We start from the raw sequence: 16,704 nt of genomic DNA on the forward strand, positions 1-16,704 counted from the left end.
GCCCGCACCATCGGTGGCTTCTATGACCCGGAGCTTTTCTCATGACCGACGCCGTGCTGCAACACCCCCTTTGGCCGGATGCCGAGCCTGCGCGCAGGGACATGCCTGTGTCGGCAGCAACCTCTGCGGCCGCCACGCGCCGCAACTGGATCGCCGTGGCCTGCGCCCAGCACGCCCGCCGGGGCTGCGCCACGCCTGGCGTGGGCTACATGCAGGTGTGCCATGGCAAGGTGGCGCCGCTGCAGCGCATACGGCCCGGCGACCGCGTGGCGTACTACGCGCCCACCATCACGATGGGTGGCAAGGACCGGCTGCAAGCGTTTGTCTCGATTGGCATCGTGTTGCCGGGCACGCCGTATGCGTTTGACCTGGGCGGCGGGTTTGTGCCGTCGCGGCGGGACGTGGCCTATGTGCCTGCACGTGAGGCCGCGATTGCGCCGCTGCTGGACGCGCTGGAGTTTGTGGACGACCGCCAGCGCTGGGGCAGCAAGTTCCGCTTTGGGTTGTTTGCCGTGAGCGACCGCGACATGCGCCTCATTGCACAAGCGATGGAGGCAGATGCTGCCTTGCTGCATTGGGCATAGCGGCACGCCAACGGACGCAAACACTGACCGCCCTCCAGAAGGTGCGACGTGGGGCTGGCAGCTGCCGACGCAGCCCTCAACACACGGCCATCAACGCATCCACAACCCTTCGTTGGGCCGCGCTCAGTGCGGCATAGCCTTCGCGCATCATGCGCAGCACGATCACGTGGATTTCCATTTCGGCATTGGGCATGGTGTTCTCCTTGGAGGAAGTCTTCTTCGGCCACCGAGCAGGCGGGCCGAGGGATCACGGTGCATGTTGCAGGCCCGCAGACCCACCAGCACCCTGGCCTGCCCCACCATGGACCAGGCCCCATGCCACTGTGCCAACGTGGCACGGGGGCAATGCGGTGATGTGAGGGGAAATGGCGGCGCTGTTTATGTCCCACGGGGCCATCGATGGCCCACAGGCGCGGCAGTGCCAGGCTGCCTTCAGCTTCAATCACTCCTGTTTTTATAGCTATCAGCGCTTATTCATCAAGCGCTAGCAGCCAAAAACACTAAAAATCAAGGATGCGCAGGCCCTGCCCGCACGCGCGCCAGCGCCTCGGGCACATCGCGCCACGCCGGGCGTCCGGGGGCGTAGCGCTGGCGCATGTAGCCCGCCAGCTCGGTGATCTGCGCGTCGCTGAGCGCGTGGCCGAAGCCGGGCATGAAGCCGATGTCGCGCGCGGCGGGCTCGCGGATGCCGTGCACGATGACCTGCAGCAGGTTGTCGGGCCGGTCGCTGTGCAGGTTGCTGTTGAGCGCCAGGGGCACGTTCACGCCCAGCAGGCGCGGGCCGTCGCCGTCGTGGTGGCAGGCGGCGCAGGCACCGTCGAACAAACGCTGGGCCTGGCCGGGTTGCGGGGCCAGCGCGGCCGCCTGGGCCACGGCGGTTTGGGCGCGCTGCTGCGGGTCAGGCACAGGCTGTGTGGCTGGCTGGGTAGCCGCTTCCATCGCGGTGAACGAGGCCAGGTAGCCCGCCATGGCGCGGATGTCGTCGTCGGGCAAGTGCGCCAGCTCGCGCACCACGGGTGCCATGGGGCCGGAGGCGCTGCCGTGCTGCGGGCTGTGGCCGTGGCGCAGGTAGCCATACAGCGCATCGGCCGTCCAGGGCACGGGGGCCTTCGACAGGCCGGTGAGCGCAGGCGCCTCCCAACCATCAACCATGGCGCCCGAGAGGAATGCAGCCCCGCCCAACTCGGCCCCCAGCGCATTGCGCGGGGTGTGGCAGGCGCCGCAGTGGCCCACGCCCTGCACCAGGTAGGCGCCCCGGTTCCATTCGGGCGGTCGGTTTGGGTCCGGCTTGAACGGTGTGGCGTCGTGGAACAGCGCGTTCCAGCCCGCCATGAGGGGGCGCACGCTGAACGGGAAGGCCAACTCGGTCTTGGGCACCTCGGCCCGCACGGCGGGCTGCGCCATCAGATAGGCATACAGCGCGGTCAGGTCGTCGTCGCTCATCTTGGCGAACGACGTGTAGGGGAACGCGGGGTACAGGTGTTTGCCGTCGCGCGAGATGCCTTCGCGCATGGCGCGCTGGAAGGCGCTGAAGGACCACTGGCCGATGCCGGTCTCGGCGTCGGGCGTGAGGTTGGTGGTGTAGACCTTGCCGAACGGGGTGTCCATGGCGCGGCCCCCCGTGTTCGGCATGCCACCGGGGGCGGTGTGGCACACCACGCAGTCGCCCGCAGCAGCCAGCAGGCGGCCGCGCTCGATGGTGGCGGCGTTGTAAACCGACGCGCCCGCCGTCTGCACCACGGGTGCGATGGAGGGGCGCCAGCCCAGCAGCGCTGCGCCCATGGCGATGCCACCGGCGACGAGAGCGAGCGCGCGGGCCCAGGGGCTGCGCTGTGTGGGCCATGTGGCGCTGGCGGGCACGGTGGGTGCGGGCAGCTCCAGCGTGGGCAAAACCTCGGCCTGCTCTGTGGGTGCGGTGCTGCCTGCAGCCGCCTCGCCTGCGCCGCCGGGCAAGGGGTTGAGCCCGGCGCGCACCACCTCGGGTGTGAACGGCGGCGCACGGAAGCGCACGCCGGTCGCATCAAAGATTGCATTGGCAATGGCCGCCGTGCCCGGCACTGACGACGACTCGCCGGAGCCCAGCGGCGCCTCGTCCCGCCGGGGCATGTGCATGACCTCGATGACCGGCACCTCGCGAAAGCTCAGGATGGGGTAGCTGCCCCATTCGCGGTTGTCCACAGCCTGCTTGACGGGCTCGAAGGTCACCAGCTCCTTGAGCGCGCGGCTGGTGGTCTGCAGCACGTTGCCATGCACCTGCTGCTCCACACCAGCGGGGTTCACCATCAGGCCCGCGTCGTGCCCCACGACCACGCGGCGCACATGCACCTCGCCGGTCTTTTTGTTGACCTCTACATCGGCCACCCAGGCAGCCCAGGCGGCGCCAAAGCCGGGCCATTTGCTGTGGATGTAGCGGGCATAGGCAAAGCCCTGGCCTTGGACCCACTCACCTTTGTTGTCACCCTCCAAGGGGCGCTGCTGCGGGCCGGTGCGGCGAATCCAGCCCGCCTTTTCGGCCGTGGCCTGCACCAGCTCGGCAGCGCGCGGGTCGTTCAGCAACTGCAAGCGAAACTGCACCGGGTCCACACCCGCCGCCGTGGCCAGTTCGTCCACATACGACTCGTGCGCAAACGAGTTGGGCAGCGCCGACACGCCCCGCAGCCACGACGCGCGCACGATGGGCGGCATGTCGTTGACGGCCACGCGCAGGTTGTCGTACTGGTAGGGCGGGCGCGCGGTGCGGTCGCCCATCTCGTAGGCCTGGGCCACGGGCTCGATGGTGCGGGTGAGCAGCAGGGCCAGCGTGGGCGCGCCGTTGGAGGGGTAGGACGTTTCGAAGTCGTACGCCGCCACGGTGCCATCGGCCTTGAGCCCGCCGCGCACCTGCATGAGCTGCGCCGTGCCCTTGGGCTCCCACAAATGCTCCTGCTCGCGTGTGAGCTGCACGCGCACCGGGGTGCCCACGGCGCGCGAGAGCAGCGCGGCATCGGCGGCCACGTCGTCGGCACCGTTGCGGCCGTAGCAGCCTGCGGCCTCCATGCGGATGAGGTCGATGTCCACATCGGCGAGCCCCATCAGGCGGGCCAGGTCGGCACGCAGCACATGGGGGTTTTGCGTGCCTGCCCACACCGTCATGCGCGGGCGGCCCGTGCTGTCATCACTGCGCCATTCGGCCACCGCGCAGGACGGGCCGATGGAGCCGTGCATCTGGTACGGCCACACATAGGTGCGTGGCATGGGCTGGCCGTTGGCAGACAGCGCGGCCAGGGCGCCATCCACATCGCCTTCGTCCACCAGGCGGCGCTGCGTGGCGGGGTTGGCGCGGATGGCCTGCTCCAGCGCCTCGGCGCTGTCCTGGCGCGGAAAGCCGGGCCAGTCTTTCCAGTGCACTTTCAAATCGCGCAGCGCCTGCTCGGCCTGCTCCTCGCGCTCGGCGACGATGCCCACAAAGTCGCGGACCACCACCACGGCGCGGATGCCGGGGATGTGGGCGATGGACTGCTGGTCTACCGATTCGAGCGTGTTACCGATGAAGTCGCCATGGTCGGCCCCCGCATACGGCGGGCGCACCACGCGGCCGTGCAGCATGCCGGGCACGCGCATGTCGTGCACAAACACCAGCTCGCCACTGACCTTGGCGGGGATGTCCACGCGTGGCACGGACTGGCCGACCACGGTGTAATCGGCGGCGGCCTTGGTGGGCGTGGCGTCCACCAGATCCAGCGTGGTGTGCGCGCCCGCCAGCAGCGCGCCGTAGGCCACTTGGCGCGATGGGTCTGCAGTGACCTGCACGATCCCCGCACGCACCTGCAATTGATCCACTGGCACGCCCAGCCGCTCTGCGGCCTGCGCTACCAGCCAGTGGCGCGCCTGCGCAGCGGCGATGCGCAGGGGCTTGGCGTGGATCTGGATGGATGCGCTCGCGATGGTGGCGCCCTGGTTGGGCGCGCGGGTGGTGTCGCCCAGCACCATGTTCACCTGGGCCAAAGGCACATCCAGCTCTTCGGCCACGATCTGCGCGAGTGCGGTGCGGATGCCGGTGCCCAGGTCCACATGGCCGTTGAGTGCGGTCACGCTGCCGTCGTCCCACACGGCGACCAGTATCTCCACGCCCTCGGCCGGGTTGCCCGCCACCAGGGCGGGCTGGCCCTTGACGGGCGGTGGTGCGGGCGGCGGGTTGCGCACCACCAGCAGCACGCCCTGGGCGGCATGGAAGTCGGCGCGGGTGAGCGGGCTGTGGGCGCGCAGGGGTGGAGGCGTGTTCATGCCTGGGCCTCGCGCATCAACTGGGCCGCGCGCAGTACGGCGCGGATGATCTCGACATGTGTGCCGCAGCGGCACAGGTTGCCCGACAGCTCGCGGCGCACGGCCGCTTCGTCGGGGTCAGGATTGCGCTCCAGCAAGGCCACGGCCATCATCACCATTCCGTTGAGGCAATAGCCGCATTGCGCGGCCTGTTCATCCACAAAGGCCTGCTGCACCGGGTGAAGTCCTGCGGTGCGGCTGCAGCGCCCGGGCAGCCCTTCCAGCGTGGTCACCTCGCGGCCCGCCACGCCCTGCGCCGGGATCACGCAGGCCCGCGCGGCAATGCCGTCCACCAGCACCGTGCACGCCCCGCACTGCCCCAGGCCACAGCCGTATTTGGGGCCGTTGAGCGACAGGTCGTTGCGCAGCACGTGCAGCAACGTGGCGCTGGCCAAGGTGCTCTGCGGCAGGGCAAACTGCTGGCCATTAACGACGACCGGGGAGGGTGAAGCGGGCGCGTGCATGTCTCAGTGGATTGTTCTCAGCGTCGCAGCGACCCGCTGCGCGTGTACATCTCCAGGTCCACAAAGTTGGAGCCATTGTGGTTGCCCGGGCCGTACACCAGCGGAAAGTCGCCGATCTTGGTGGTGCCCATGTCTTCCATGGCCTTGATGAAGCCTTCACGCGTGAGCGCTTTGCCTGCGCGCTTGAGGCCCTCCACAAACACACGCGCAGCGATATAGCCCTCCAGCATGGTGTAGCTGTCGATCTTCTCGCCTGCATCCGCACGGTCCTTGCGGTAGTCGGCCACGATGGGCAGGCGGCTGGCCTGCGGCGAGGGCACGATGCTGGCCGTGACCAGCCCTTCGATGCCGCCGTTCAGGCGTTGCGCGGAACCCGGCGCATCGGTGATTCCCACCGATATCGTGTACAGCGGCGAGGCGCCGCCCCCGGCACGGTAGTCGCGCAGGAACACCTCCACCATCTTGCCCGCCATGATCATCACCACCGCACCAGGCTGCGCCTTGGTGAGCGAGGCCACCTGGGCCTTGGCGTCGGTGGCTGCGATCTCCATGGGCACGGACTCCACCACCTTGACCTTGAGCCCCTGCGCAATCTGTAGGCAGGTGTCGAGGTTGGATTTGCCAAATGCGCTGTTCTGGTAGATGACCGCAATGTTGTGGATGCCCAGCGTGGCCAGGTGCCCCACGATCTTGCGAAGTTCGGCCTCGTAGCTGGCGCGCACGTGGAACAGGTAGCGGCTGTGGTTGGTGCGAAAAGACGTGGTGCCGACCAGCGGCGCAAACATGGGCACACCGGCCTTCTCGGCAATGGGCATGGCAGCAATCAGGTTGCCCGTGGCGACATAGCCGATGAGAGCAAACACCTTGTCTTCGTCGATGAGGCGCGTGGTGTTTTCTGCGGTCTTCTTGGGGTCGTAGGCGTCGTCATGGGAGACAAGCTCCAGCGTGCGCCCCAACACTCCACCGGTCTTGTTGACCTTGTCGAAGTAGAGCGCAATGCCCGCCTTGTAGTCCACCCCAAAATCCTTGGCAGGGCCGGTGAACACGGCCGACTGCCCCACCTTGATGCGGGTGTCCGTCACTCCGGTCTCGGCAGCGGCCGGCCCCGCCCAGGCCCATCCCGCTATTGCCGCCAGCCCCGCCATGGCAGTCCGGCGGTCGATGCATCCATCCTCCACTCCTCGACACTTCATGTAGTGCTCCTTACATCAAAGGCGCCAGTTTCGGGGCTTGTGCTCGCATCGCGCAAGTGTTTGAAGAGGTGTTTTTTGTAACCAACAGCACCCGTGTGCAGCGCACCACATCGCACGGCTGCGCAGGTGCATCACACGCTCAGGTAAGCGCGCCGCACCTCTTCGTTGGCGGCCAGCTCTTCCATGCTGGCCTGGTAGCGGATCTGGCCCTTTTCGAGCACGTAGGCGCGGTCGGACACCAGCTCGGCAAAGTGCATGTTCTGCTCGGACAGCAGAATGCTCACGCCCTGCTCCTTCAGCTCCAGGATCATGTGCGCCATCTGCTCCACGATCACGGGGGCCACGCCTTCGGAGGGCTCATCCAGCAGCACCAGATAGGGGTTGCCCATGAGCGTGCGCGCCACGGTGAGCATCTGCTGCTCGCCACCACTCATGCGGCCGCCGGGGCGCTGGGGCATTTCGCCCAGGTTGGGGAAGAGCTTGAACAGGCGCTCGGGCGTCCACACCGGGGCGGCGGTGCCGTCGGGCCAGGTGCGGGCGGGCTGGCGTCCTACCTCCAGGTTCTCCATAACCGTGAGGTCGGTGAACACGCGGCGGTCTTCGGGCACAAAGCCCAGGCCCAGGCGCGCGGCGTCGTGCGGGTCGCTTTTGGAGATGTCCTTGCCCATGAACTGGATCTGGCCCTTGCGTTTGGCCAGCATGCCCATCAGCGTCTTGAGCGTGGTGGATTTGCCGGCGCCGTTGCGGCCCATCAGGGCCACGACTTCGCCCCGGCGCACGTCCAGGTCCACGTCATACAGGATTTGCGCCGCGCCATACCAGGCCTGCAGCCCTTTGGCCTGCAGCAGCAGCTCTTTGGGTTCGTTGGTCGTCATGCTCATGCGGCCTCTGCAGCAGCGGCTGCCGTTTTCTTCTCGAAGGTCTTGCCGGTGCCGAAGTACACCTCCTGCACCTTGGGGTGGTCACGCAGCTCCAGCGGCTTGCCCTCGGCAATGAGGCGCCCGCGCGCCAGCACGATCATGCGGTCGGCATAGGCAAACACCACGTCCATGCTGTGCTCGGTGAAGAGCACGGCCATGTTGCGGTCGATCACCAGTTGCTTGGTAAGCGCCATGAGTTCGTTGCGCTCCTTGGGCGCCATGCCGGCGGTGGGCTCGTCCATGAGCAGCAGCTTGGGGCTGTTGGCCATCGCGATGGCCAGCTCCACGCGCTTCACATCGCCATAGGCCAGCACGCTGCAGGGGCGGTCGGCCTGCGACTTCATACCCACCTGGCCCAGCAGCGCCAGGGCCTCGTCGCGCTTGTGGTCTGCCGCCTTGCGCCACATTGCAAACAGGCGGTTGTCGTTGGAGATCAGTGCCATCTGCACGTTCTCCACCACCGTGAGCGATGCAAAGGTTTCAGCGATCTGAAAAGTGCGGCCCACACCCATGCGCCAGATGTCGCGCGGCTTGCGGCCCACCAGCTCCTGGCCATTGAGCTGGATGGAGCCTGCATCGGCAGGCAGCTGGCCGTTGACCATGTTGAAGGTGGTGGACTTGCCCGCGCCGTTGGGGCCGATCAGCGCCAGCAGCTCGCCGGCAGCCAGCTCGAAGTGGATGCCATCCACCGCCTTCACGCCGCCAAAGGACTTGCCCAGGCCAGAGACTTTGAGCAGGCTCATGCCATGCCCTCCTTCATGTTCTTGGCTTCGCGCTTGTTGTCGAAGATCTGCTTGATGGCCCCCGCAATACCCTGCGGGAACAGCAGCACCAGGATCAGGATGATGGCGCCCAGCATGGCACGCCAGTAGTCGGTGTTGCGCGCCACGGTGTCGTGTAGCCAGGTGAAGGTGACGGCGCCCACTACAGGGCCCGCCAGCGTCTGGATGCCGCCGAGCAGCACCATGACGAGGCCATCGACCGAGCGGCCCACATGCAGCGTCTCGGGCGAGATGCTGCCTTTGGAGAACGCGAACAGCGCGCCGCCCAGGCCGGCGAACAGGCCGGCGATGACGAAAGCCGTCCACTGCATGCGCTTGACGTCAATGCCGATCGCATCGGCCCGGAGCACGGAATCCCGCCCTGCCCGCAGCGCATAACCAAACGGCGAGAACAATACGCGGCGCAACAGCAGCACACCACCCACCACCAGGGCCAGCGTGAGGTAGTAGTAGTTGCGCTTGTCTGACAGCCACTCGGCCGGCCATACGCCCGTGAGGCCGTTGCTGCCGCCCGTGAAGCCGTCCCACTGGTAGCAGATGGCCCAGGTGATCTGGGCAAACGCCAGCGTCAGCATGGCCAGGTAGACGCCCGACAGGCGCACGCAGAACCAGCCATAGAGCAGCGCGCCCGCCGCCGCCGCCAGCGGCGCCAGCACCAGCGCCAGCTCCATGGGGATGCCCGCCGAGCGCACCAGCAGCGCTGCGGCATAGGCGCCCAGGCCAAAGTACGCGGCATGGCCGAACGAATGCATGCCCGCCGGGCCCATGATGAAGTGCAGGCTGGCCGCAAACAGCGCGGCAATCAGCAGGTCGATCATCAGCACCGTGAGGTATGGCGAGCCCGTCGTCAGCAACGGCAACAGCACCAGCGCAACCACCAACGCCGCGCCACCGAGCTTGAACCAGCGCTCGGGCTGGCGCAGAGGCGCCTCGGGCAGGCCGGTGTTGCGGCTCACGCCCTGCGGCTTGCCCATGAGGCCCCAGGGGCGCCAGACCAGCACCACGGCCATCACCAGAAACTCCACCACCAGCGTGAGCTTGGAGAACGACACGCTGAAACCGAAGATGTCCACCACGCCCAGCCAGATGCAGATGGCCTTGATTTCGGCGATCAACAGGGCCGCGACATAGGCGCCCGGAATGGAGCCCATGCCCCCCACCACGACCACCACAAACGCTGCGCCGATGGTGTTGAGGTCCATCTCCAGCGTGGCGGGTTCGCGCGGCAACTGCAACGCACCGCCCAGGCCCGCCAGCAGCGCGCCCAGGGCAAACACCGCCGTGAACAGCCAGGCCTGGTTCACGCCCAGGGCGCTGACCATTTCACGGTCTTGCGTTGCAGCGCGCACCAGAGTGCCCCAGCGTGTGCGGGTGAGCAGCAGCCACAAGAGGCCCAGCACCACCGGGCCCACGACGATCAGAAACAGGTCATACGAAGGGAACTGCCGCCCCAGGATGTTGACCGAGCCCGACAGCCCCGGCGCGCGCGGGCCCAGCAGTTCTTCTGGCCCCCAGAACCACAGCGCAGCGTCCTTGATGACCAGCACCAGCGCAAACGTGGCCAGCAGCTGGAACAGCTCGGGCGCCTTGTAGATGCGGCGCAGCAGCACCACCTCCACCAAAGCGCCCAGCGCCCCCACCACCACCGCCGCCAGCAGCAGCGCGGGCCAGAAGCCCAGGCCGGTGCCCAGCTTGGCCACCAGCGAATAGGCCACATAGATGCCGACCATGAAGAACGAGCCATGCGCAAAGTTGACGATGCGCGTGACACCGAAGATCAGCGACAGCCCGGCGCCCACCAGGAACAGCGAGGAGGCCCCCGCCAGTCCGTTGAGCAGCTGAACGATAAAACTCGAAAAACTCATTCCACATCCTTCGGGGTCACGGCAAGGTCCATCCCTGCAGGTCGGCGCCTGCGCTATGGTTCAGAGATCAGGGGCAGTTGGCAGGGAGGGAGCCCTCCCCGGCCTTGCGCGGCCGTCAGTCGGCGGGGCGCATTTTCTTGACTTCGTCGTTCGAGGGCTGGACTTTGCTGCCATCCACATAGCGGTAGTCCACCATCACACCCTTGCCGCCTTCGTTCTTGGTGCGGCCCACATAGCCGCCCATCGTGGACTGGTTGTCCTCGGGGCGGTAGGTGATGCGGCCAAACGGCGTGGGCACCTGCAAGCCCTTGAACGCTGCCACGAGCTTTTCAGTGTCGGTGGAGCCGGCCTTCTTCATGCCTTCGGCCAGCGACTTGATGGCGCTGTAGCCCACGATGGAGCCCAGGCGCGGGTAGTCATTGAACTTGGCCTGGTAGGCAGTCTGAAAGGCCTTGTGCTCAGGCGTCTGGATGCCGTACCAGGGGTAGCCGGTGACGATCCAGCCGTTCGGCGCTTCGTCCTTGAGCGGGTCCATGTATTCGGGCTCGCCCGTCAGCAGGCTGACCACTTCACGGCCCTGGAACAGGCCACGCGTGTTGCCTTCGCGCACAAACTTGGACAGGTCGGCACCGAACAGCACGTTGAAGATCGCATCCGGCTTGGCGTCGGCCAGGGCCTGCACCACGCTACCCGAATCGACCTTGCCCAACGGGGGCGCCTGCTCGGCCACAAACTCCACATCGGGCTGGGCCGCCTTGAGCAGCTGCTTGAACGTGGCCACGGCCGACTGACCATACTCGTAGTTGGGGTACACCAGCGCCCAGCGCTTTTTCTTGAGGGCCGCTGCCTCGGGCACCATCATCGACACCTGCATGTAGGTGGAGGGACGCAGGCGGTAGGTATAGCGGTTGCCGTTTTGCCAGACGATCTTGTCGGTCAGTGGCTCACCGGCCAGGAAGAAGAATTTCTTTTGCTTGGCAAAGTCGGTCAGCGCCAGCCCGATGTGCGAGAGGAACGAGCCCGTGAGCACATCGACCTTTTCGCGCGACACCAGTTCTTCGGCAGCGCGCACGGCGTCGCCAGGGTTGGCGTTGTCGTCGCGGATGATGAGCTGGACCTTCTTGCCCAGCACCCCACCCGATGCGTTGATCTCATCGACCGCCAGCTCCATGCCTTTCTTGTAGGGCTCCAGGAAGGCGGGCTGCGCCTTGTAGCTGTTGATCTCGCCAATCTTGATGACATCCTGGGCGTGCACCACAGGGGCCAGCGTGAATGCCAGCGCGGCTGCGGCCGTGGCACGCATGAGGTTTCGTCGCATCGTCATGGGGAAACTCCTGAAAGGTGGGTTGGGGAAGGGGAACTGGTGAGACTGCTCGGGATGGTAGTGCGCGCTCAGATCAGCGCAGTCCATCCTCGCCTTTGATTTCGGAGGCCTGAAGGCCGCCAATGCGCGCCAACGGACGGCCGCTGTCGGTCACGACGATAGCGACCACGATTTCGTTGGCGCGGGGGGCGTCGGCCACGCGGGCCTCCATGGCGTCGAAGTGGCTGCGCACATAGGCGGCATCCTTGTGGCCCAGGGGCACGTCGATGGCGGTGCCCAGGCCGCCGATCTTCTTGCTGGACGGCACCAGGGCAGCGCCTTTCTCGACCGCCACACGCAGTGGCGCCCCCAGCTTGGGGTGCAGGATGGCGGCGGCATGTTCCAGCTCGCCCGCCTCGCCCACGATGGCGGCCTTGCCGTAGCTCTGTGCCATGCCGGGCTCAATGCCCAGGGCTGCGACGCAACGGGCACCCAGCAGTGCGCCCAACTCTTCACCGATGGCCACGAGTTCGTCGAGGTTCTCGACATAGCGGCCCGCGCAGGGGTTCTCGATGACTGCCATGGCCAGGGCTTTGCGCACAGGCGGCTGTACGTCGCGCCCCATCTCCACGCGGACTTCGTCGGTTTGAACAATGATCTTCCGGATCTTGGCGGGCATGTGTGGGTCTCCTAGGGTCTTGGGTTGGCAGTGGATCAGCGCAGGCCGTTCCACTGGCTGATGTCTGCGGCCTTGAGGCCGCCAACGCGTGCATGGATGCGAGCGCCGGTGGACATGGCCAGGATGAAGACGATTTCATCCGATGTGGGTGCGCCGGGCACCCGCACTTCGATGGCATCGAAATGGCTGCGCACGTAGCTCGCGTTGATGTGGGTGAGCGGCACATCCAGCGCCGCGCCCGGGCCACCCACCTTCTTGGTGGAAGGCACGATAGACAGTGCATTGGCGGGTTGCCCGGTCTTCTCTTCGGCCAGACCTTTGGCGTAGGCGTTGCGGTCACCCTTCCAGCCCAGCAGCTCGCGCATGGCATAACCACCAGGCACATGCCACGGCGCGCCGTGCTCCAGCTCGCCAGCTGCCCCCACGATGGCGCCCTTGCCGTAAGTCTCGATGCGCTCGGCGGGCACAGCCATGGCCTTGAGCAGGCGCTGGGCCATGTCCAGCCCCACGTCCTGCAGGGCATCCATCATGGGCAAGATGTCGGGTTCGTACCGGCCCGCAAACGGGTTGGTCAGCACCGCGCCGATGGCACCACGCAGCAGCGGCACCTCAGCCACCGGCCCGAATTCGTGCCGGATTTCCTCAAGATGGGTGAAAACGCGTCGTATCTGGATCATTTTGGAGACCTGTGCAATTCGTTAAGCAAATACTGAACCAACTTCCGATTTCATCACCGCTTGTGGGGGCCACACAGCACCGGCCAGGGCTTGCGGTGCTGCGGTCGCCAGAAACTGCCCCTGGCACGCCAGCAGCGCAAACCACAGCAGGCCGCTGGACTGCAATTCTTGCGCTTTTTGCAACCCCTGCTGCAAAGCCCGGCGAACCTGCTCTTCGGGCAAGTCAGGCACATCCACGGTGACAGGAATGGCACCCAGGTCACTGTCGTCCCGCACCAGCCATGCGGGCATGCGACCAATGCGCGCGTCCTGCACATTGACCGCATTGGCCACAATGGTCGCTGCCGCATCGGCCTGCGCGGCCGTGCGCGCCAGCACCGTGACGCTGTCCGCAATGCCCAGCGACTGGCTGCGCCCGCGCCACCCACTGGTGGCCACACCGCGCACCGGCATGGCGCTGTCGATGCAGATCTGCCCATCCAGCACCAGACCGTTGCGCAACTGTGCAGCATTCAGTGCGGCGATATCAGCGTACACCCCCACCGTGACCGACTGGCCGGGCGCCAGGTGCAACGCAATGTCGCCGCCGTTGTTGACCCAGGCGCGGTCTATGCCCTGCTGTTCGTAGCACGCCAGAATTTCCTGGGCCACCGCACCCGCCACCGCAGCCATCGACGTGATGAAGCTCGCACGGTAGGGACTGCAGGCGGCCCACATGCGGCGCGTCACCACGCCCTGCAACGCGCAGCGCTCACCCACCGGCGCCCGCAGGCCTGGGAGTTCACTCACCAGCTCCTGCAGCAGCCCTTCAAAACGTTGCCAGGCGCGCTCGTGCGCCTGGGCCACGGCGTCGCGCGCCCCTTCGGCCTCCAGGATGAGGTCCATCGGCCCGTGCTGGAAATGCCAGCGGCCGTCGGACAGGAGTTTGCGGCAAGCGTTCACAGCACGGCTCACTCAGCCTAGCAGGGGTGGGCGGCCCAGCGGCCACGGATTGGCCGCGGGCAAGGTCTGCCACACGCGCGCCTGCGGCGCACCGTCGTTGTGCCACGCACCGCGCTCCAGTACTTCGCGCAGGCTGCGAATTTGTTCGGTGTGCCCGCCAAGCGCTTCGTAGTCCGCGCGGCGCATGCTGAACTCGATGGGTGCCACGATGGCGGGCGTGGGCACAGTGCCAAAGCTGTTGTCCGGCATGCGCAGCACGTCGGCCATCACGGTGATACCGCCGCCCGGCCACACATAGGCGGGGGCACCGCCACTGGTCACATTGACCAGCGCTTTCTTGATGGAGCGCGTGAGCAGCACCGGGTTCTCGGTGACCCCTGCGCGCAGGCTGCCGCCCGCACCGCCGAGGAACAACACTGACGCCAGCGAAGGCTCGCAGTTTTCGCCGATGCGGTCCACGATGCGGCGCACCTCGACGGGCATCTCGGCTTCCACCGGATTCAGTTGCTCGTCCAGCACGTACCAGGATGCGTGCTCCCCCGTGGTGGAGGTCATCAAGAGGCGCAACCCCTGCCAGGCGACGGATTCGTCCCAGCCCTCGATGATGGACAGCGGGTCGGCAATGTCGGTGCCACCCCAGCCGGTGCCCGGGTTCGCCACCTGAAAATAGCGGCCCGGCGTGGACTTGCGCCCGCGCATCTGGATGCCCGAGGGCTTCATGTCCAGACAGCGACCCGCCTGATGCTCGGTGAGCACGCCGGTGATGTGGTCGTCCACCACCACCACCTCGTCGGCATGGCCGAAGAACTGGCGCGCAAAGATACCAATGGCCGCAGAGCCGCAGCCCACGCGCATGCGCTGTTCGGCCACACCGTTGACGATGGGTGCGCGCCCGGCCTGGATCACGAGCTGCGAGCCGCCGTCGATGGTGAACTCCACGGCCTGCTTGTTGCCCAGCGCCTGCATCATCTCAGCTGTGATGCGGCCTTCCTTCTTGGTGCCACCCGTGAGGTGGTGCACGCCGCCGAGCGACAGCATCTGTGAGCCATATTCCGCCGTGGTCACGTGGCCCACCACCTCGCCCTTGCAACGCACGTTGGCCTGCTCGGAGCCGAGGAAGCGATCGGTGTCGATCTTCACCTTGAAGCTGCAGTAGCTGAAGATGCCCTCGGTGACCACTGTGACCATGTCCACACCATCGGTTTTGGAGCCCACGATGAAGGGCGCTGGCTTGTAGTCGGGGTAGGTGGTGGATGAGCCCACGCCCGTCACGAACACCTCTTCAGACAGCAGCAGATCGCCGTTCCATTTGGGTGCTGAAGCCACTGCGATCTCGGTGTCTTCTGCAGCCGGGGCGCGGCCCGCAAACGGCACCAGCGTGGCCTCGCCCGTTTCCAGCGTCTTGCGCAGCAACACCACCGGGTCCAGCCGCACGAGCACACCCGCCTGGTTGGCGTAACGGTCGCAAGCACCTGCGCGGCCTTCGGAGATCTGGCACAGCACGGGGCACGCATTGCACTCGACCTTGGCCGCGTTCATGCGCTCGTTGCGGGGCCGGGCACGCTCGAGCACCTGCGGCAGATCTGGCGCATCCATGCCCGGCAGCCCATCGGTCTTGGTGTGTTCAGTCATCGTGGCAACCCATTCATTGCTTTGTTGCAAGTGCTTGTATGCGCTTTGCATTTTGTGTAGCATTCACTTAACTTAAATGTTGTGAACACTACATTTGATGCCAATGTAGCGGAATCAACCAGACTCTGCAATGGTGTTTTCGCACCCCCAAAAACGGTGCACGAGGAGCCCCAAAATGACGCACGTTGTGACGGACGCATGCATTCGGTGCAAGTACACCGACTGCGTCGATGTGTGCCCTGTCGATTGCTTCAAGGAAGGGCCGGAATACCTGGTCATTGACCCGGACGAATGCATCGATTGCGCGGTGTGCATTCCGGAGTGCCCGGCTAACGCCATCTATGCCGAAGACGACCTGCCCGAGGGCATGGAAATCTTCCTGCAGTTCAACAAAAAGCTGGCGCCCACGCTGCCAACAATCACCAAAAGAAAAGCGGCTTTGCCAGATGCGGAACAATGGAGGGTTGTGAGCCACAAGCTTTCAGGCCTGAACATTGCGCTGTAGAGCGCTTGGGGCCCTGAATCTGAGCCAGCTTCAGCCAGATTTCTTATTTGTTTCCAACTTTTCCATCTAACGCACCATGAGCGCCTTTCTTGACGAACGCGTCCTGACGGTCCACCACTGGACGGACCGACTTTTCTCCTTCACCACCACGCGCGACACCGCGCTGCGCTTTTCCAACGGGCATTTCACGATGATTGGCCTGCGTGGCGAAAACGGCAAACCCCTGCTGCGCGCCTACAGCATCGTGAGCCCCAACTACGAAGAGCACCTGGAGTTCCTGTCCATCAAGGTGCCCGACGGCCCGCTGACCTCGCGCCTGCAGCACATCAAGGTGGGCGACACCATCGTGGTCGGCAAGAAGCCCACGGGCACCCTGCTGATCGACTACCTGCTGCCCGCCAAGCGCCTGTACATGCTGTCCACCGGCACGGGCGTGGCCCCGTTCCTGAGCTTGATCCGCGACCCGGAGACTTATGAGAAATTCGAGGAAGTCATCCTGGTGCACGGCGTGCGCGAGGTGAAGGAGCTGGCCTACCACGACTACATCACGCAGGAGCTGCCGCAGCATGAGTTCCTGGGCGAGATGGTCACCAAGCAGCTCAAGTACTACCCCACCGTGACGCGCGAGCCGTTCAAGCACCAGGGCCGTGTGACCACCGTCATCGAAAACGGCCAGATGGCGCGCGACCTGGGCCTGCCCGCGCTCAACCCCGTGGAAGACCGCGTGATGATCTGCGGCAGCCCCGAGATGCTGCGCGACCTCAAGCACATGATGGAAGAGCGTGGCTTCAAGGAAGGCAACACCACGAAGCCTGGCGACTTCGTGATCGAACGCGCGTTCGCAGAGCAGTGATCC

The 16,704-nt window shown here is 66.0% G+C and carries 14 protein-coding genes; 3 read left to right on the forward strand and 11 right to left on the reverse strand.

Annotated elements, in window-relative coordinates; all coding sequences use genetic code 11:
* Positions 1–41 precede the first annotated feature (41 nt).
* Positions 42–584, forward strand: a complete 543-nt coding sequence (locus LPA35_RS10260; RefSeq protein ID WP_228896904.1) for an EVE domain-containing protein — start codon at positions 42–44, stop codon at positions 582–584.
* A gap of 507 nt (positions 585–1,091) precedes the next feature.
* Here the strand turns inward: LPA35_RS10260 and LPA35_RS10265 are convergent.
* The 11 genes from LPA35_RS10265 to LPA35_RS10315 form a co-directional block, all read right to left on the reverse strand.
* A complete protein-coding gene (locus LPA35_RS10265; RefSeq protein WP_228896905.1) occupies positions 1,092–4,847 on the reverse strand; it encodes a molybdopterin cofactor-binding domain-containing protein in 3,756 nt (1,251 codons plus the stop codon).
* Complete coding sequence (locus LPA35_RS10270; RefSeq protein WP_228896906.1) at positions 4,844–5,350, reverse strand: (2Fe-2S)-binding protein; 507 nt, start codon at positions 5,348–5,350, stop codon at positions 4,844–4,846. The genes LPA35_RS10265 and LPA35_RS10270 overlap by 4 nt, the downstream gene beginning before the upstream one ends.
* 17 nt (positions 5,351–5,367) lie before the next feature.
* Positions 5,368–6,543 carry an ABC transporter substrate-binding protein gene (locus LPA35_RS10275; protein WP_228896907.1) on the reverse strand — a complete coding sequence of 392 codons (1,176 nt, stop codon included), beginning with the start codon at positions 6,541–6,543 and terminating at the stop codon, positions 5,368–5,370.
* Between the two features lie 131 nt (positions 6,544–6,674).
* Complete coding sequence (locus tag LPA35_RS10280; RefSeq protein WP_176889093.1) at positions 6,675–7,418, reverse strand: ABC transporter ATP-binding protein; 744 nt, start codon at positions 7,416–7,418, stop codon at positions 6,675–6,677.
* Positions 7,419–7,420: 2 nt separating this feature from the next.
* Positions 7,421–8,206 (reverse strand): ABC transporter ATP-binding protein, encoded by a 786-nt coding sequence (locus LPA35_RS10285; protein ID WP_228896908.1) that lies wholly within the window; start codon positions 8,204–8,206, stop codon positions 7,421–7,423.
* Positions 8,203–10,110 carry an ABC transporter permease gene (locus LPA35_RS10290; RefSeq protein WP_228896909.1) on the reverse strand — a complete coding sequence of 636 codons (1,908 nt, stop codon included), beginning with the start codon at positions 10,108–10,110 and terminating at the stop codon, positions 8,203–8,205. Before LPA35_RS10290 ends, LPA35_RS10285 begins: the two co-directional genes overlap by 4 nt.
* A gap of 115 nt (positions 10,111–10,225) precedes the next feature.
* Positions 10,226–11,434, reverse strand: a complete 1,209-nt coding sequence (locus LPA35_RS10295; protein ID WP_055398805.1) for an ABC transporter substrate-binding protein — start codon at positions 11,432–11,434, stop codon at positions 10,226–10,228.
* Positions 11,435–11,507: 73 nt separating this feature from the next.
* Complete coding sequence (locus tag LPA35_RS10300) at positions 11,508–12,092, reverse strand: amino acid synthesis family protein (protein ID WP_228896910.1); 585 nt, start codon at positions 12,090–12,092, stop codon at positions 11,508–11,510.
* A 35-nt stretch (positions 12,093–12,127) separates the two neighbouring features.
* A complete protein-coding gene (locus LPA35_RS10305) occupies positions 12,128–12,769 on the reverse strand; it encodes an amino acid synthesis family protein (RefSeq protein WP_228896911.1) in 642 nt (213 codons plus the stop codon).
* A gap of 21 nt (positions 12,770–12,790) precedes the next feature.
* Entirely contained in the window at positions 12,791–13,711 is a 921-nt protein-coding gene (locus LPA35_RS10310; RefSeq protein WP_255669603.1) for a UPF0280 family protein, read from the reverse strand.
* Positions 13,712–13,723: 12 nt separating this feature from the next.
* On the reverse strand, positions 13,724–15,343 hold the full coding sequence (locus LPA35_RS10315) for a 6-hydroxynicotinate reductase (RefSeq protein WP_228896913.1): 1,620 nt from the start codon (positions 15,341–15,343) through the stop codon (positions 13,724–13,726).
* A 175-nt stretch (positions 15,344–15,518) separates the two neighbouring features.
* On the opposite strand from LPA35_RS10315, the gene fdxA reads away from it, so the two are divergent.
* Both fdxA and LPA35_RS10325 read left to right on the forward strand, forming a co-directional pair.
* Positions 15,519–15,848 (forward strand): ferredoxin FdxA, encoded by a 330-nt coding sequence (gene fdxA, locus LPA35_RS10320; protein WP_056057161.1) that lies wholly within the window; start codon positions 15,519–15,521, stop codon positions 15,846–15,848.
* 76 nt (positions 15,849–15,924) lie between these two features.
* Entirely contained in the window at positions 15,925–16,701 is a 777-nt protein-coding gene (locus tag LPA35_RS10325; RefSeq protein ID WP_121421901.1) for a ferredoxin--NADP reductase, read from the forward strand.
* Positions 16,702–16,704: the final 3 nt, after the last annotated feature.

This window comes from Acidovorax sp. Leaf73 (genome assembly GCF_916855635.1).
Taxonomy (GTDB): domain Bacteria; phylum Pseudomonadota; class Gammaproteobacteria; order Burkholderiales; family Burkholderiaceae_C; genus Acidovorax; species Acidovorax facilis.